15 protein-coding genes are annotated in these 18863 nt (G+C 46.5%); 5 read left to right on the forward strand and 10 right to left on the reverse strand.

The annotated features are described in order from the left end of the window. Positions 1-2 precede the first annotated feature (2 nt). From IC229_RS23315 to IC229_RS23325, 3 genes are all read left to right on the forward strand, one after another. On the forward strand, positions 3-1526 hold the full coding sequence (locus tag IC229_RS23315) for a sugar ABC transporter ATP-binding protein (protein ID WP_190889439.1): 1524 nt from the start codon (positions 3-5) through the stop codon (positions 1524-1526). 68 nt (positions 1527-1594) lie between these two features. After that, positions 1595-2575, forward strand: coding sequence for an ABC transporter permease (locus IC229_RS23320; protein ID WP_190889440.1), 981 nt, complete (start codon positions 1595-1597; stop codon positions 2573-2575). 92 nt (positions 2576-2667) lie between these two features. Then, complete coding sequence (locus IC229_RS23325; RefSeq protein WP_190889441.1) at positions 2668-4149, forward strand: FGGY family carbohydrate kinase; 1482 nt, start codon at positions 2668-2670, stop codon at positions 4147-4149. A gap of 118 nt (positions 4150-4267) precedes the next feature. Here IC229_RS23325 and IC229_RS23330 read toward each other — a convergent pair whose 3' ends face one another. From IC229_RS23330 to IC229_RS23340, 3 genes are all read right to left on the reverse strand, one after another. Beyond that, a complete protein-coding gene (locus IC229_RS23330) occupies positions 4268-5587 on the reverse strand; it encodes a Gfo/Idh/MocA family protein (protein WP_190889442.1) in 1320 nt (439 codons plus the stop codon). Between the two features lie 202 nt (positions 5588-5789). Then, entirely contained in the window at positions 5790-6869 is a 1080-nt protein-coding gene (locus IC229_RS23335; protein ID WP_190889443.1) for a hypothetical protein, read from the reverse strand. Between the two features lie 37 nt (positions 6870-6906). Further along, positions 6907-7755, reverse strand: coding sequence for a glycosyltransferase (locus IC229_RS23340; protein ID WP_190889444.1), 849 nt, complete (start codon positions 7753-7755; stop codon positions 6907-6909). 451 nt (positions 7756-8206) lie between these two features. Here IC229_RS23340 and IC229_RS23345 point away from each other — a divergent pair, with 451 nt between their 5' ends. After that, complete coding sequence (locus IC229_RS23345; protein WP_190889445.1) at positions 8207-10249, forward strand: alpha-1,4-glucan--maltose-1-phosphate maltosyltransferase; 2043 nt, start codon at positions 8207-8209, stop codon at positions 10247-10249. Between the two features lie 86 nt (positions 10250-10335). Next, complete coding sequence (locus IC229_RS23350) at positions 10336-11313, forward strand: Gfo/Idh/MocA family protein (protein ID WP_190889446.1); 978 nt, start codon at positions 10336-10338, stop codon at positions 11311-11313. 42 nt (positions 11314-11355) lie between these two features. On the opposite strand, the gene IC229_RS23355 is transcribed toward IC229_RS23350, so the two are convergent. From IC229_RS23355 to IC229_RS23385, 7 genes are all read right to left on the reverse strand, one after another. After that, positions 11356-11946: a 5-formyltetrahydrofolate cyclo-ligase gene (locus tag IC229_RS23355; protein WP_190889447.1), complete on the reverse strand. Its 591-nt coding sequence runs from the start codon at positions 11944-11946 to the stop codon at positions 11356-11358. Between the two features lie 81 nt (positions 11947-12027). Next, on the reverse strand, positions 12028-13575 hold the full coding sequence (gene bshC, locus IC229_RS23360) for a bacillithiol biosynthesis cysteine-adding enzyme BshC (RefSeq protein WP_190889448.1): 1548 nt from the start codon (positions 13573-13575) through the stop codon (positions 12028-12030). Positions 13576-13793: 218 nt separating this feature from the next. Continuing rightward, the gene (gene rimO / locus IC229_RS23365; protein WP_190889449.1) at positions 13794-15101 is read right to left on the reverse strand and encodes a 30S ribosomal protein S12 methylthiotransferase RimO; all 1308 of its coding nucleotides are present in this window, start codon (positions 15099-15101) and stop codon (positions 13794-13796) included. A 130-nt stretch (positions 15102-15231) separates the two neighbouring features. Further along, positions 15232-15789: an NADH-quinone oxidoreductase subunit J family protein gene (locus IC229_RS23370; protein WP_190889450.1), complete on the reverse strand. Its 558-nt coding sequence runs from the start codon at positions 15787-15789 to the stop codon at positions 15232-15234. Between the two features lie 37 nt (positions 15790-15826). Then, complete coding sequence (locus IC229_RS23375) at positions 15827-16393, reverse strand: NuoI/complex I 23 kDa subunit family protein (protein WP_190889451.1); 567 nt, start codon at positions 16391-16393, stop codon at positions 15827-15829. An 83-nt stretch (positions 16394-16476) separates the two neighbouring features. Continuing rightward, positions 16477-17643, reverse strand: a complete 1167-nt coding sequence (gene nuoH, locus IC229_RS23380; RefSeq protein ID WP_190889452.1) for an NADH-quinone oxidoreductase subunit NuoH — start codon at positions 17641-17643, stop codon at positions 16477-16479. 92 nt (positions 17644-17735) lie between these two features. After that, positions 17736-18821 carry a 2Fe-2S iron-sulfur cluster-binding protein gene (locus IC229_RS23385; protein ID WP_190889453.1) on the reverse strand — a complete coding sequence of 362 codons (1086 nt, stop codon included), beginning with the start codon at positions 18819-18821 and terminating at the stop codon, positions 17736-17738. Positions 18822-18863: the final 42 nt, after the last annotated feature.

Here is an 18863-nt window from a genome sequence, read left to right on the forward strand (position 1 = left end):
CTATGCTAACCGCAGAAAACATAACCAAACGTTTTTCAGGCGTAACAGCGCTTGACAATGTCTGTCTTGAATTTCAGGCGGGGAAGGTCACGGCGGTGATTGGCGAAAACGGCGCGGGTAAATCGACCCTGATGAAAATTCTGTCAGGGGTGTATTCAGATTACGAAGGCCAGATTCGGTTCAAGGGTGAGTCTGTTCGGTTCAGTTCGATACGCGATGCCCAGGGTTGCGGTATTGCCATTATTCATCAAGAACTGAATCTGATACCTTATCTCAGCATTACCGAAAATATTTTTCTGGGCCGCGAACTAACCACTCGCTGGGGCACACTCGACAAACGTAATATGCGCGAACGAACGCGGGAACTGCTGGCCGATCTGAAGCTTGATCTTGACCCTGATACGTTGATAGCCGAGCTGAAAGTAGGTCAGCAACAGGTAGTAGAGATTGCGAAAGCGCTGCTGGAAGAATCGGAAGTGATCATCATGGATGAACCGACCTCGGCCATCAGCGAAAGCGAAGTGGCAGTACTTTTTCGCATCATCAATGATTTGCGGCAGCAAGGCAAAGCAATTGTGTACATCTCGCACAAGCTGGATGAACTGTTCACGATTGCTGACCGCTACGTAGTGCTTCGCGACGGAAAATCCATTGAATCGGGTGATATGGACGGCATCGACCATGATACGTTGATACGGAAAATGGTGGGTCGAGAGATTACCAGCGTTCGGCGTCAGGGTGCTGGGCGCGTATTTGATACGTTGTTTTTAGTAGAGAATCTGCGTCTGAAACATCCGATCCGCTTGCAGGAGAATCAACTGAAAAACATTACGTTCCAGGTGGGTCGGGGAGAAATTGTGGGGCTTTTTGGCCTGATGGGCGCGGGACGTACTGAACTGCTTGAAACGCTTTTCGGTCTGCACCCGAAACGTAGCAGTGGCCTCGTTGAACTCGACGGCGAAGTGATTCCACTAAAGACGCCTGGTCGGTCTATCAACGCGGGTTTGGCACTGGTTCCCGAAGATCGCAAGCGCGATGGCCTGGTCCTCGACATGGACGTAAAGACCAACATCAGCCTGACGGCGCTGGAAACCATTGAACAGGCTGGGCTACTTAATCAGGCGAAAGAAACTACGTTGGCCCGTAAATACATCGCGGATTTACGGATCAAAACGCCGTCGGAAAAACAGGCGGCCAAAAACCTGAGCGGAGGAAATCAACAGAAAATTGTGCTATCGAAATGGCTGGCTACGCATCCCAAACTGCTGATGATGGACGAACCGACGCGCGGAATTGACGTCAACGCGAAGGCCGAAATCTATAAGCTTATTGGGCAACTAGCCAGCGACGGCATGGGTATTCTGGTCGTGTCGTCGGAAATACCAGAGCTTCTGGCGATTTCTGATCGGATTTTAGTCATGTGCGAAGGTACGCTGACCGCCGAAATGGCCATAGAGGACGCATCCGAAGATTCTATTTTAAAAGCAGCTATTCCGAAAACAATGAGCGAAAGGGTGAATGAGTGAATGTGCGAATTCCATCCGGCAAATTGCACATTCACTCATTCACCCTTTCGCTCTTTCACTTTCACTCTATGCAACTATCCTTAGAATCACATAAGCCCACGCTCGCTCGCTTTCAATCGCTGATTGCGTTGTTCGTGCTGTGTCTGGGCATTAGTTTGATGTCGGATAAATTTCTGACGGTGGCTAATTTCTGGAACGTATTACGCCAGATTTCGGTCAATGTCTGTATTTCTACGGGCATGACGCTCGTCGTGCTGACAGCGGGTATCGATTTATCAGTCGGGTCGGTACTAGCCTTGTCGGGGGCAATCACGGCGGGTTTGCTACGTAACGGCATTCCTATGCCGAGCGCCAATCTATTCATCGGCTTTACGTTGCTCGGGTCCATACTGGCGGGTATACTGACCGGGTCGGGCCTGGGCTGGTTCAACGGCTGGGCCATTACGCGATTCAGTTTGCCACCCTTTGTTGCTACGTTGGCGATGCTCACCATCGCGCGCGGCCTGACCATGCTCTGGACCGGTGGCTTCCCGATTACGGGTCTGGGCGATTCGTTTACGTATCTCGGAACGGGCTGGTTGATTGGTATTCCGGTTCCCGTTTGGATATCGGGGCTAATTGTTGCCATTGCTACGTTGATCACTAACAAAACCCGCCTTGGTCGTTACATCTACGCTATCGGTGGAAGTGAATCGGCTGCCCGGCTGTCGGGAGTGAACATCGAACGTATCAAAATGGTGGTCTATACACTGGCTGGTACGTTGGCTGGTGTGGGCGGTCTGCTCGTTACGTCGCGGCTGGATTCGGCCCAACCCAATGCGGGTATCAGCTACGAACTCGATTCCATTGCGGCTGTGGTGATCGGTGGTACGTCGCTATCTGGTGGGCGGGGAAGTATTTTGGGTACAGTGCAGGGAGCAATCATCATCGGTGTTCTGAACAACGGACTGGTATTACTTAACGTATCACCCTTCTGGCAGCAGGTCGTCAAAGGTTTCGTGATTCTGCTCGCCGTAATTATTGACCAGAAGAGTTCAAAACGAGAATGAAAATTATTACGCATAGATGCACAGAGAAATTATATGGCCTCTGCGTATCTCTATGCTCTTCTGTGCATCTATGCGTAACAACCTTTTAAGCCATGCAGCCCTACATTTTAGCCATCGACCAGGGAACAAGCAGTACAAAATCGCTCATATTTGATGCGAACGGTCAGGTTGTTGCGCGAGCTTCCGAGCCGCTGAAAACGCATTATTCCGGTGATGGCTACGTAGAGCAGGAGCCCGAAGAAATTTACCGGAACGTACTGACATCAATTGGCAAATGTATCGGTTCCTTTGCGGCTTCGGGTGGTAATCCGCATGATATTTCTGTTGCGGGCATATCGAATCAGCGGGAAACGTTTGTCATCTGGAACAAGTTGGGTGAGCCGCTCTACAACGCCATTGTCTGGCAGTGTAAGCGATCTATAGCGATTTGCGACCGGCTGAAGGCGCAGGGCTTTGAACCCATTGTTCGTGCTAAAACGGGCCTGTTCATTGATCCCTATTTTTCAGGAACGAAACTAATCTGGTTAGCGGAGAATGTCGAATCGGTACGTCTGGCGATTCAGTCCGGTGATGCGTATTTCGGCACCATCGATACGTGGCTGCTTTACCGGCTAACCAACGGTACGTGTTATTTCACGGATTATACAAATGCGTCGCGTACCCTGTTTTTTAATCTGCAAAACCTGACCTGGGATACTGAATTACTGGATTTATTCGGCTTAACCGGGCTGAATTTGCCGGAACTTAAACCATCGTCGGCATTTTTTGGGGAGTCGAATGTTAATGGTCTTTTCGATCATTCGCTTCAACTGACCGCCATGATTGGCGATTCGCACGCGGCCGCTTTTGGCGAAGGCTGTTTTGTACCCGGTACGGCAAAAGCTACGTTGGGCACCGGCTGTTCCATTATCATGAACACCGGCCAAACACTCACCGAATCGCAGCAAGGCATGGTTTCTACGATTTGCTGGAGTACCGAAGAACGTGTCGATTATGCGCTGGAAGGTGTTATCGTGACCTGCGGGGCTACTATCGAGTGGCTGAAAAACAACCTGGGTTTATTTGCCGACAGTCGGGAAACCGAAGCGATGGCGAACGCTCTGACCGATAATGGGGGCGTTTATGTTATCCCTGCTTTTAGCGGGCTTGGAGCGCCGTATTGGCAAATGTCCCGCAAAGCATCTATCGCCGGGCTAACGTTCGGCACCACCAAAAACCACCTGGTACGGGCGGCTCTGGAATCGATTCCTTACCAGATAAAAGACGTAATTGTGGCGATGGAGCAAGACACTGGTATTCCACTGGCCGAGCTAATGGTTAATGGAGGCATCAGCGCGAACCAGTTTGTATTGCATTTTCTGGCTGACTTGCTGAAAAAACCGGTGATCAACAAAGGAATGCCCGATGTTTCGGCGCAGGGAGCCGCTTATCTGGCAGGGCTGAAAGCCGGTATCTACAAAAATCTGGACCATCTGACGCAGTTGGAAGCAGGAAAATCAGTTGTTCACCCTGACCTAACTAACGTAGCAATCCAAACTGCTTACCAGGGATGGCAATCTGCCATTCATCAATAGTTTGCAGACTTAGACACTTATTATCAACGTAATGACCTTACTTCAACGTAACGCTCTTCATTTAACGGGTAATAGCGCTACGTTGAAGCAAGGTTCATCTGGGAACGTAGTGACGGCTTTATATGCGGATTCCCCAGTCGTTCTTCATGGGGCGACCAAGCAAAGCATTCGCTTCCGCATCATTTTTGAATGACTCTTTTTTAGGATTCCACTGGAGAGGGCGTTTCAACTGGTACGCAATATTGCCAATGTTGCAAACTGATGCCGTTCGATGACCGATTTCAACATCACAAATGGGTTTGCTACGTTTCCGCATGGCGTCCAGAAAATCTTTATAATGATTTTCGCTCTTGTAAACGTGTTTTTCAGATTCGCCGATGACTTTTGTGGCCAGTGAAGCAGGAGTCGTTTCCAGTTTCTTGCGCTGCACCCTAAGTTCTCCCTCGGAACCAGTGAAAAGAATCGCATTGTTCCAATCCCATTTTTCGTGGGTCATCGTAATACCATTTTCGTAACGATACGTCAGAAAAGGATGTTCTTTGCCGTCAGGAGCAATCACCTCAACCGGGCCGCTATCGTCCATATCCAGCGACCATTGTACAATATCGAACATGTGCGCGCCCCAGTCGGTCACCATGCCACCGCCGAATTCCTTGTAGTTACGCCAGTTTGGAAATACGTCTTTAGAGGTTGGGGGCGCTAATTCTGAATTGAATGGAACTGGCTCATTAGGTCCCAGCCAAGTCACCCAATCAAGCCCATCCGGAATTGTTTCAGCGGGTAAATTATATGGAGTGGGCGGAGGACCCACATTCACTTTAATATGTTTAATTTCACCAATATAGCCATTCCGGATCAATTCGGCCGTTTGCCGAAATTCGGGCCATGACCGTTGCATACTTCCTGTCTGAAAAACACGATTGTGTTTTCGGGCGGCATTGACCATAGCCCGTCCTTCTTTAACGGTCAGCGAAAGAGGCTTTTCACAATAAATATCTTTACCGGCTTCGGCAGCCCGTACGGCCGCGGCCGCGTGCCAATGGTCGGGCGTAGCAATCACCACAGCGTCAACGTCTTTGCGGGCCAGCAATTCCCGAAAATCAGTATAAACCGGAATGTCGGCATAGGAGCCCAACTGTGTGTTTTTCTCGTAATGGGCTTTTATTCGGTCGAGGGTGAGCTGGGCCTTGGCTTTATACACTTCGCTAATGGCCACAATTCGCGCTTCGTTAGTGCCCAAAAATGAAGATGTTAAGCCCCTACCCTGTTTACCCGTACCAATAAATCCCAACGAAATCACATCGCTGGGAGCCAGATATTTTAATCCGTCGGGACGTTTCCCACCGAGAACGTAGCGGGGAACAATCATAAATCCGGCCGCAACCGCAGACGCCTTCCCGATAAAGTCCCGGCGATTAATTGACTGATTGTCTTTCATTGTGAATCAGCGTTAAGGTTTTTATTTCTAAAAGTCAGGATGATACGGAAATCTAATTCCTAATTTTTCTTTTCTTGTGATAAGGCCCCTAAGTAGGAGCTATCAATGAGAGCTGTATACGTATACAACGATTAAACTACGAAACGGAAGAATCCAACTCCCTACAGAAAATTTTCTGCTACAAGTAATATAGTACAGAAATTTAATTCTTTGCTATTGAGGTTCTTTTTATAGAAATTACAGCGATTAATAACAAGTAGCCACAATAAAAATACCTTGTCTGTACTATTGGAATATATGAGAAGATAATACACAAAATTACAAATGCATAAAAGAACTTACTTCCAATTTTGTCTTTAGTTTTCCACTGAGTATAAAACGCTCCAGGAACGGCATAAAGGAACAAAAAAGACTGCCCCCACACAATAATATCATTATAAACATCTGTAAAAAAAATCATTTGACTAGTTCTTGTCAAAACGCTACCATAAAGATTAAGAAAAGTTTTAGGCAGCACCACTAAATAATATCCGAATGTATTCTGAAGATTATTTAAGATTAATATAGTTCCACCACCAGTTCCATTTTCGACAGTATTTTCTATTTCAATAGTATAGTTATTTATCGCGCTAAAATTTTCATTTATATAATAACTGGCAATCGAAATTAGAAATATATAGGTGCAATATTGAAGAACTTTATATTTATTCCACTTGGGAAAGAAATAAAAATTACAATATAAAATAATAAATAATAGTGTCATTTCTTTTCTCGCCAAAAAACTCACAAATAGACTAAATAATATTAAATACCAGCGAGGTTTTATTAATGTAGATGTAAACAGAGAAGTTGCTAGTAACGCCATCATTTCTTTATTTACAGCAAATAAGCTTACAAATGTTATTGGATTAATGGCCAATAGTATCAAATATTTATTAATGTCAAAATATTTAGTTTTACTAATAATATATACTGACAAACAAAAACAAAAGGTATTGAAAATAAAAATAGAAATCAGGTTATCGCCAATTAACCATATTACAAAAAAAGGCCCAGTAAAATTCGGCCATAAAGCCAAATAAAGGAGCAGGTTATCCCTGTTATCCCTAAAGTGATTTACGTACGTATGGTGATCCGCAGCTATACGCAGGTCGAAGATACTGTACTCGGTAGCATTATAAACGTCGGTATAACCTACTAGCGCAAAAAAGACTAAAGCGATTAGGATATATGCGCCTAATAACAGTTCAAATTTTTGAATTTTAAACACATAATCCTTCATCAATTTAAGTAATTATTGTGAACAGCGCGTGATAAATCTAGCTATTAATTTTACCTAAATTACCATTCCATCCGTCAATTAAACCTTTCGTCAACATCTTAATTCGATGCTTTCTGTCTTTTTGAAGCAGAATTGCTTTTATAAATAGCTTACTAAGATTCTCGACGAAATTTAAAACAAAAGCAGGGCTTTGTTTTAAATATATACGTGATAAATGAAGTCCATTTCGTGTATAATAATACAAGCGAATAGGTGAGTGACTACCGAACTCTGCAATAGTACGCGACCCTAATTTAATTTGCTGTATATACCCTAACCGGTGAACTAAACGGATACTGGGTATCTCTATAACTTGATACCCTTTTTCGTTTAATCGTAAACCGTATTCATGATCGACGTGATCAATAAATAAATCATCTTTGAAATTACCTACACTCGTATAAGCATCTAGATTTAACAAATTCCCCGATGTAAGCGTATATAACAAACGTCTGTAAGGAACATGCTTTAATTTTGAATGATGAGAACCCGATAAAATTCCTATAGGATGTGGAAACTGATTCCAGAATGTTATCATTTCATCGATCATAGATGATGGCGTTTGGGTGTCATCATCCATAGTTAATAATACCGAATAATTATCAGCTAACGCTTCCTGAGCAGCAAAATTTAAAGCCGTAGCAATACCTTTATTACCCTGTAAGGAGATATATTTTATTTTGCTATTTTTCTGTAATTCTTTAATAAGCTCCGCGTTCGGCGTAACTGAATTATCAACAACGTATAACTTGGAAATTTGATCAATGTAAGTACTAATATTATCCAGCACTTCAATAGGACTGTTATAAAGTACAACAGACCCCGCAATATCTTTTTTACTAATCATAAAGATTCTATATGTGGCTGTTTAAACTTTTGATTCGAGCGTGAATTCTGTCATTCTGACGAAACAGGCATCCGGTGTACAAGAAGCTCTAAATCGCTCTTAGGGCACCGATTTCCAAACGTTTAAACAGGTACTATACAAAGAAATCAATAACAAATATAGCTGTTACATAGCTAATACCGTAGCTACATGAGGAGTTCTTGCCATGCAGAGGAGCTTATAAAGCTCTTTATTAGTAGATAGGTTGCTCATTTGCTGGGCTTTACGACATAGCATCCTGATGAATCAGAATCTGGGCCGCATCTTGCTTGTCTGGAAGGGTCATGACGAACGCGGCTTTTTTTGTAACATTGTCGCATCATTCAGGCTTATCAAATTGACGTTTAATCGGGTAGCATGATCCCAAGTCATCGCCTGTTTACAAACCAGCCTGAAGTTAACCATTACGTGCATGAACATTTCTGCCCATCGTTCCGGCCTTGACGGGCCTGGCCAGTCTCGCGTGGCTATTGCGCGCGTATCGCCCGAACTCGACAACGGCCGGTTCCCTATCAAAGCCATTCCTGGGAACGTAATAGCGGTCGAGGCCGATATATTCGCCGATGGTCATGATTATCTGGCAGCTTATCTGCTCTACAGACATATTGATGATACGTCCTGGACGGAAACGGCCATGTCGCTGATTGTCAACGACCGGTGGGGGGCTGCGTTTATCGTCGAAAAACAGGGACAATATTACTATACTATCGAAGCCTGGATAGATCATCCAGCCTCCTGGCAACATGAAATTCACCTGAAAGTGGCCGACGGGCAACGTATCACAAGCGAATTACTGGCTGGTGCTCAGTACGTTGATGGCATACTCGAAAGGGCCGGTGGAAAGCCGGAAAGCAAAAAAGGCAGTAAGTTTAAAAAAGCCGCCCCACCCACCGACGAAAGCCCTGACGTAAAAGCATTACGCGAAATGGCGGCTTTGTTCCGCGACGAAAATCGGTATGATGAAGCGGTGTCTGTAGCGGAGAGTGATCAGTTTACTTTTTATGCGAATCGGTCCCCCGAGCGGAAGAACGTAACACGTTACGAACACGAACTGGGCGTAGACGTCGATAGAGATCGGGCTGGATTCAGTACGTGGTATTGCCTGTTTCCCCGCTCTGCATCACGTGAAGAAACAGCTGGAGAGCCCCGACATGGCACATTTAGGGACGTAGAGGCACTACTTCCCCGGATTTCCGGCATGGGTTTCGACGTACTGTATCTGCCGCCTATTCATCCCATTGGTACGTCGCACCGAAAGGGAAAAAATAACTCGGTCATCTGCCAACCAGGCGAACCAGGTGTACCTTACGGTATTGGGTCGGACGAAGGCGGCCATGATGCAATCCACTCTGAACTCGGTACGATTGAGGACTTTAAGCACCTGATTGCCATTGCCGCCAATTACGGGATGGAAGTGGCTATGGATTTGGCGATTCAATGCTCCCCCGATCACCCGTGGGCGCAAGAGCATCCTGAGTGGTTCAAAAAACGACCCGACGGCACTATCCAATACGCCGAAAACCCACCCAAAAAATACCAGGATATTTACCCAGTTTATTTCGAAACCGACGACTGGCAGAATCTCTGGCAGGAACTTAAGCGCGTATTACTTGTATGGGCGTCGTGGGGAGTACGTATCGTTCGGGTCGATAATCCGCATACCAAACCGTTCGCTTTCTGGGAATGGGTTATTGCCGAAGTGAAAAAAGAATTTCCGGATATGCTTTTCCTGGCCGAAGCCTTCACGAAGCCAAAAGTGATGCAGGAACTGGGGAAACGAGGTTTCGCGCAATCATATACGTACTACACATGGCGAAACTCAAAACAGGAACTGGAGCAGTACATGACCGAACTGACACAATCGGACATGAAATTTTACTATCGCCCGAATTTCTGGCCGACAACGCACGATATTAATCCGCCTAGCTTACATGGTGGCCACGAGCCCCAGTTCCTGATCCGCTATTGCCTGGCCGCTACGTTATCGAGCAACTACGGCATCTACGGCCCGTCTTTTGAGTTGATGGAACACGTACCGTTTCCAAACAAAGAAGAATATCTGAACTCGGAAAAGTATGAAATACGACGTTGGGACTGGGATAAAACCAATAAACTAACGTACCTGATTACGCTTGTCAACCGGATTCGCCACGAGAACGTAGCCCTACAAACGACCAATAACATTACGTTCTGTTCGGTCAGCGACGACGCTATTATGGCGTATCTGAAAACGTCGGGCAGTAATCGGCTGCTTATCGTGGTCAACACTGATGCATATAACCGTCGGGCGGGCGTAATACGTGTGCCTATATGGCAATTGGGTATTGGTCAGGAGCAGTCATACACGGTTTACGACTTGCTCACTGGCGCGTATTATATTTGGCAGGGCGAATACAACTACGTAGAATTAGACCCCTATTCGCTACCAATGCATTTGTTCCGAATTGATGTATAATTAACTGAATAATGCACAATGAATAATTTGTATATGCCTTATAATCAATCGATAATGCATTATTCATTTTCCAAACCCTAAACCTAATGGATGAAATAAAGTGGGGAATTATTGGCTGTGGCGACGTAACAGAAGTAAAAAGTGGGCAGGCTTTCAACAAAGCACCTCATTCGAAACTGGTTGCCGTGATGCGCCGTGATGCCGAAAAAGCGGCTGATTACGCCCGTCGACACAACGTACCAAAATGGTACAGCGATGCTGATGAGCTAATTAATGACCCTGAAGTAAACGCCATCTACGTAGCAACCCCGCCCGATAGCCACGCTGATTACGCCATCCGGGCTATGCAGGCTGGTAAACCGGTTTATGTAGAAAAGCCGATGGCGCTGAATGCCGCCGAGTGTGAAGCCATGAATCAGGCGAGCCGGGAGACGGGCATACCGCTTTTTGTGGCCTACTATCGCCGGGCATTGCCTTATTTTCTCAAAGTAAAAGAACTAGTTGATCAGCAGACTATTGGCGAAATTCGCTGTGTAAACGTTCAGCTTTATTGGCAACCTCTTCCGGGCGAAACAGGCGAAAATCCGCAACCGGGCTGGCGTGTTTTTCCGGAAATTTCCGGTGGTGGACGCTTTCATGATCTGGCCTCGCACCAGTTCGATTTTCTGGAGTATCTCCTCGGCCCCATCAAAAATGCCAGTGGTATCAGCCAGAATCAGGCGGGATTGTACAAAGCTGATGACATGGTGGTTGCTACGTTCGCTTTTGAGTCGGGCGCAGTGGGCACGGGCAACTGGTGTTTTACCGTCAATCCGGAGCAACGAATGGAGCAAACGCAACTCGTCGGCTCCAAAGGCAAAATCACTTTCTCATTTTTCGAGAATTTCCGCCTGCTCGTCGAAACGGAATCGGGCCCTGTGGATTATTCTATTCCATTTCCAGAACACGTACAACAACCACTAATTGAGCTGATCGTGAGCGATTTACGAGGTGAGGGAAAAAGCCCAAGCACTGGCGAAACGGGAGCCCGATCGTCCAGGATTCTGGACTGGATAACAACGTAGTATGTTGTTATACTGACGGAGGAAGCATGACAACATACTACGTCAAAATATAAAAATCTCATTGCTTGAGATCACTACGTCCAACGCTACGTCTGTCTGCAGAATATCGTCTATTGGGTCTACCGGGTCGAAAAGTGAAAGTCCGATTTTTAAGCAGTCGGGGCGGCAATCGGCTAGATAGCGATCGTAAAAGCCTTTTCCGTAGCCGACGCGATGGCCACGTTTATCGAAACAAAGTAATGGTACAAGCACTACGTCGAATTGGCTACTGGGAATGGTAGGTTCGATTGATTGAACTGGCTCTGGGATTCCCCACCGGTTTTCCTGTAAAGGCGTATCAGCCTTCAATGGATAATGCGTTAACAGATTTGTTGTGGTATCCGTTATCGAAACTGCTACGTTAACAAGTGGATAATTATGCCATACCTTGTTTATAATCAACCACGTATCAAGCTCATTTTGTCGTTCGATTGGGAGAAATATATGTAGTAGAAGCGATCTGTCTGACAAGCGACTTTTATCCAAAAAATCAAAAAAAAGTCGGGCAAGCTGCTCGCTACGTTGCTGAATTTCATCAGCCGACAAAGATTTTCGTTTAGCCAGGAAGATTTTTCGTAAGTCAGCTTTGTGCATACAATGTAGCCTGGACGTCCACGTCCGGATGTAAAATCCGACTCACCCAGACGTGAACGTCCAGGCTACGACAGGATAGTTCTATTCCATACACAACTGCATACGGAAGTCAAACGGATCGAAAGCGGCCAGAATTTTCTGGAGAAACTGCCGGTCGTTTAGATAGAACGTCAGGAAATTTTCACTACGTTCCTGCAAACTACCGTTCGGAAACAGTTCATTTTTAACTGCCAGTAGCTGACGTACACCGACTTCCTGGTTACGTTCTTCGGCACGGCGCATCTTTTTTTCGAGTCGGGCAACGGCATTGGCAAATCGTTTGGTTTCGGCCAGCACCGCTTTTTCCAATGTAGGATCAACCATCTGGGCTTTATGCAGAATCGCGTCCAGCGCCTTATTAACGGTTTTATTCTCGTTATCGAATTTAAGCGAGTGGCGCGTATGATGCTCTACGAATTCGCGTTTTAGTGTCAGTGTATCCTGGAAAAGCTCTTCAGGAGTCAGACCCAGTTTATTGATACGTTTCGCACTAACTGATGGCACGTACATCGCAAAATTACGGGGCATCAGGATCGGGAAGGTTGTCTGGAAACGCTCGAAAACCGACTTCAGCTGCAACCAGTAAGGAACCTCCGACGGTCCGCCAATGTAAGCCAGATTCGGCAGAATGGTTTCCTGATACAAAGGCCGAAGCACTACATTGGGGCTAAACTTCTCAGGGTGCTCGTGAAGGAGATTCAGCAATTCACTTTCTGTAAACTTAAGCTTTGTGTGAATTACCCGATACGTACCATCTTCTTTGCGCTCGATGCGTTCACGAAGTTGGTCATCCAGATAAAACAGGTTGATATCGCGGGGCGTAATCACCGTTTTGTAGCCTAAATTTTCCAGCAATTCGGTCTGTTTCTGAACTAGTTCGCCCGATTCCTGACGTAGTAATTCGTCTTCCATTACAGGCATGAAGACGCGTTTTAAAGCTGCATCGTCGGCGTCCAGGCAAATTATTCCTTCCGCTCCGAACAACTCGTTAACGTAGTACCGTACAGCATCGGCTAACGTATTGTTTTTCAGATAAGCCTCTTCAAATAAGGTCAGTTTTTCGGGAATCTGTCCAAACAGACTTTTTAATTCCTGTGGATTCATCCGCCCAACCGCGCCACGTTGGTCGGATTGCCACGCATAATTTCTCCCAAACATGGAGAAATGATTGATCTCGGCAAAGTCATGATCTTCGGTCGCCATCCAGTAGATGGGCACGAAATTGTAGTCAGGATACGTCTCCTTGAGTTTTCGGGCCAGTTTGATGGTGGTAATGAGTTTATACAGAATATAAACCGGCCCTGTAAAAATATTGAGCTGGTGCCCCGTAGTCACCGTGAACGTATTGGGTTCTAAGAGCACCGAAAAATCGGGCTTCTTTGCAATAGACTGATACTGCCGCTCCAACGCCTGCACCAGAACCTGCCGTTTTGAGTCCTCAAACTTTTTTTCGTTTAACTGCTCGCCAAACGCCGACACCTGGGGAAATCGGTTATAGAAAGGTTTTACGTTATCGTTTTGGTTGATGTAATCGAGAAATAGTGGCGAAAACTGGCCGGTAGACGTAAGGGGCAGGTACTGACAGTCCATTCGATGGGCTACGATAGGTATTTATTCGGCTCAACAACAGAAAAACCCGCAAGGTTCGCTGGAGGATGGTAACGATTGAACGTGGAGTAAGCCGGGACGCCAGTATAGTTCTTTAACCTGACTTTGTGATGGATCTCAAAAACGAACGGGCCTGTGGTTCGGTTTTGAGATCCATCACAAAGTCAGGTTAAAAGTAACAGACATTACGAACCTTCTATTTATACCACGGTTCCGTATAAATCAAACTCTTCGGCGCGGTCAATACGAACGTTGGCAAAATCGCCCAATCGAACGTATTGACTCGCAGGAACTAGCACTTCATTATCGACTTCGGGCGAATCGGCTTCGGTGCGGCCGATAAAATAACCGCCTTCTTTCCGATCGAATAGTGCTTTGTAGGTTTGGCCAACTTTCTGCTGATTCAACTCCTGCGAGATTCCCTGCTGCAATTCCATCAGTTCATCGGCCCGTTCCTGCTTTACGTCGGCGTCAATATCGTCGGGCATGGAGAATGAGTGCGTGTTTTCCTCGTGTGAGTACGTAAACACGCCCATGCGGTCGAAACGCATCCGTTCTACGAAATCATACGTTTCCTGAAACATCGCATCCGTTTCGCCGGGGTGCCCCACAATCAACGTAGTACGTAGTGTAATATCCGGAACTTTATCCCGAATGGTATGAATCAGCGTTTCCGTTTTCTCACGCGTAATCCCCCGGCGCATAAGTTTCAGCAATTCAGTCGAGCCAGTTTGCAGGGGCATATCCAGATAATGACAAACGTTCGGCCGATTCCGCATTACGTCCAATACGTCGAGTGGGAAACCAGACGGGTAAGCGTATTGCAAACGTATCCAGTCGATGCCTTCTACGTCGGCCAGTTGGTCGATAAGATCAGCCAGGTTACGTTTTTTATATAAATCGAGACCGTAGTACGTCAGGTCTTGTGCAATCAGAATTAACTCTTTTGTACCGCGCCTGGCTAGAGATTTAGCCTCTGTAACCAATTCATTTATAGATCGTGATACGTGCACTCCGCGCATAAGCGGGATAGCGCAGAACGAACAGGGCCGGTCGCATCCTTCGGCAATCTTAAGATAGGCAAAATGGGCGGGCGTTGTCAGGAGTCGTTCACCAACGAGTTCGTGTTTATAATCGGCACGTAGCGTTTTCAGCAGACGGGGCATTTCGTTAGTTCCAAACCACGCATCGACGGTCGGAATTTCTACTTCCAGTTCGTCCTTGTACCGATGCGAAAGGCAGCCCGTTACGTATACTTTATCAACTATGCCAGCTTCCTTCGCATCAACGTAGCGCAGAATAGTGTTAACGGATTCTTCCTTTGCATTATCGATAAAGCCGCACGTATTGATGACAACAATATTGGCATCGTCTTTCTTCGATTCGTGCGTTACGTCCATGCCGTTGCCCTTAAGCTGCGTAAACAGCACCTCCGAATCGACCAGATTCTTCGAGCAGCCGAGCGTAACAATATTGATTTTATTTGTACGTAATCCTTTGGTTTTCAAAACAGGTAATTAGTCAATTATCGTTTGTGGATAACACTCCATTTGAACGACAAAGTTCGGACGGATTGATGAAAGAAAAAGCCGCTCGTTAAAGCGGCCCCCAAGTTACGTTGGTGATACGGGTAAAATCTTAGAAATGCCGGTCGCCTGCTTCGCGCTTACCAAGCATCACAGCGCCAACCATAGCTACCAGAAATAGCACTGATGCCAGCTCAAACGGCAGAATATAATCGCTATAGAGCAGATTGCCTAATTGTTCAACCAGACCCGTTCTGGAATCGAAAGGAGAGTTAGGACTCACCGTTGGTACCTGTGCACTCTTAGCCCGGAAAATAGTGATCAGCATCACCATCAGCAAACCCCCAACGACTACAGAAGCCATTTTAGTCAGGTTCGTCTTTGACTCTTCATCCTCCTTCCGCAAATTCAGAAACATGATAGTGAAGAGAAAAAGAACCATGATGGCACCTGCATACACGATGATATTTACAGCTGCCAGAAACTGGGCATTCAGCAAAATGTAGTGGCCTGATAAGCAAAAGAACGTAGCAATCAGTGCCAGAACGCTGTAAATCGGGTTGCGCGCTGTCACCACACCAATGGCGCAGAATAACGTAACAGTGGTCAGTCCTAGAAACAGGTAGCCGGTGCCAGTTAAAGTTTTAAAAAAATTAAGTGTCTCAGTCATAGATTAATAAAGATTCGCCGTTCAGATTGACGATTTACTACGTTGCCGCCCGCGTTAAGCTGGGTTCGGTAGGTGTTGTTTTTACTTCAGAGTTGTTTACGCGAACGTAGCGGTCGTCCAGTTTTTCAACGAGCTTGTCTTTACCGTAAACCACCTCATCGCGCTCCTGGAAAACGGGCACCATTCGGTCGTGGCGGAGGTAAACGGCCTGTTTGGGGCAGGCTTCTTCGCAAAGGCCGCAGAAAATGCAACGTAGCATATTAATCTCATACACAGCCGCATACTTCTCTTCGCGATATAGATTTTCCTCGCCTTTTTTCCGTTCGGCAGCAATCATCGAGATCGCTTCGGCGGGGCAGGCAACAGCGCATAGACCACAAGCCGTACATCGTTCACGTCCTTGTTCATCACGCTTTAATACGTGGTGACCGCGATAAATGGGGCCGAGATATTTTTTCACCTCTGGGTACTGAATCGTCGGTTTTTTGCGAAAAAAGTGACGTATCGTAATCGCTAACCCACTTATTACGGCAGGCAGGTACATCTTTTCCGCCAGCGTCATTTCCTTATTGCTGACCTGTTTGGAGCGATTTGTTAGTTGCATAGGTTCCAGTCGTCAGTCCCTAGTCGTCAGTTGATAGTCATCCGTAAAACACATAAGACTATTGACTGACGACTAATGACTCTTTATATTTTTTGTGGGATCGGCTCCCGTTTTGGCGTACGAGCTATCGACGTAACGGCCAGCACGATCATCACAATAGCAATCAGCCAGCTTGAATATTTAAAGTTATAGAGCAATCCAGCTCCGGTAACTACTACGTTCAGAATGGCTAACGGGATAAACGTTTTCCAGCCCAGATTCATCAGTTGGTCGTAGCGGAAGCGCGGAAGCGTCCACCGAACCCACATAAAAAAGAAAATGAAGAAGAAAATCTTCGCGAAGAAAACGACAACAGTAAGTGCCGTTGCTACGTTATGACCAGCCACAACTCCCAGCGATTTTTCGAGCAAACCACTTACCTCGTTCATGAACGGATAATGAAAACCGCCAAAATAAAGGGCTGAAATGAAGGCTGAAGAAACAAACATATTGATGTATTCGGCGAAAAGATAAAAGCCGAGTTTCATCGAACTATATTCGGTATGGTAACCACCAACGAGCTCAGTTTCGCACTCGGGCAGGTCGAAGGGGGTACGATTGCATTCGGCAAAGGAGCAGGTCAGAAAGATGATAAAGCCAAGTGGCTGCGTGAAAATGTTCCATTCGAAAAAGCTGGCCTGTTCATTCACAATGGAACGTACTGAAAGTGAGCCCGTCATCATCAGGATGGCAATCAGCGACAGACCCAGGGCAATTTCATAACTGATATTTTGCGAAGCCGCCCGAATTGCGCCCAGCAGCGAAAACTTGTTGTTCGAAGCCCAGCCACCAACCATAACGCCATAAACACCCAGCGAAACAACGCCAAAGATGTACAGTACACCGATATTGATCTCAATACCCTGTACCGCTACGTCGTAATTTACTTTATTCCACGCGAATCGAATACTATCGCCGAACGGGATAACAGCACTCGACATCAGCGCAGTTAACATGGCCAGGCAAGGGCCAAGAATAAACAGCCATTTGCTGGCTTGCGACGGGATGAAATCTTCTTTAAAGAACATTTTACCGGCATCGGCAATCGGCTGAAGCAATCCCCAGGGACCCGCCCGGTTCGGGCCGATGCGATCCTGTAGAAATGCTGCTACTTTCCGCTCGGCGTAGGTAGAGTAGGTCGCAATCAGAAGTGTTATCCCAAAAATGACCAGGATAATAATTCCTTTAACGATTAATACGGTTACGTCCATTTTAATGAGTTATAAAGTTCTAAGGTTGTAGGGTTGTAGTGTTACGTAGCGGCAAACTTTACAACTATATAACTCTACAACCTTACAACTTTTTAAGGTTCTGGTTCTATGGCTGATGGCAGTGTTTTGGCAAAGCGTTCGGGTGGCAACTGCTGAATCGCCAGTTGCGACGTATCACGCTCATCGTGAATGGCTTTATATTCTGCAGCCGCCAGTCGCTGACCAAAACTTGGTTTGATGGTATCGGCTCGATATTTGTTGGCCGAAATCACCGAGCTACGCGAAATTTTCGTCGGTCCTTCAATGGTCCAGTCGCTGGTTTTCTTGGTTTCGAAGCGGCACGTATTGCAGATAAACTCCGTTACTTCGCTCCACTCGTTCTTCCGGGCCGTAACACGTATCACTTCATCGCCCCGATACCAAAGTGTTACGTTGCCTGAACAGGTGGGACAGTCGCGATGGGCATCGACCGGTTTGGTAAACCACACCCGATTTTTGAAGCGATACGTCTTATCCGTTAAAGCCCCAACAGGACAAACGTCGATGACATTCCCCGAAAAATCGTTGTCGATAGCTTTCTCAATATACGTACTGATTTCGGATGCGTCACCCCGGCCTAATACGCCGTGTACACGTTTGTTGGTGATTTGGTCGGCGGTATATACGCAACGGTAGCAGAGAATGCAGCGGGTCATGTGCAATTGTACGTACGGACCAATATCTTTTTTCTCGAACGTCCGACGCTCTTCTTCGTAACGGGTTGTCGCTTTGCCGTGGTCGAAGGCGAAATTTTGAAGATCACACTCGCCCGCCTGATCGCAAACCGGGCAATCGAGTGGGTGGTTTAAGAGAAGAAACTCAACTACACCATTACGGGCATCGATAACCTGTGGACTGGTTTCGTTCTCGACAATCATGCCGTCCTGCACGGCGGTCAAACAAGAAGCCACCAGTTTAGGCATAGGTCGTGGGTCTTTGGCCGAACCAGCCGCTACCCGAACCAGACAGGCCCGGCATTTACCACCACTGCCTTTCAACGGCTGGTAATAACACATGGCCGGCGGAGCTACCGACGGACCAATTTTGCGGGCAGCCTGCAAAATAGTTGTGCCCGGCTCAACTTCGACTTCAATTCCGTCAATAGTGACTTTCAATAATTGCGGCTTTACGTCTTCCATATATCGTAACGCGGCTGGGGAGCCGCGACTCAGTTAGCTTAT

The organism is Spirosoma profusum (assembly GCF_014699005.1).
Classification (GTDB): Bacteria; Bacteroidota; Bacteroidia; order Cytophagales; family Spirosomataceae; genus Spirosoma; species Spirosoma profusum.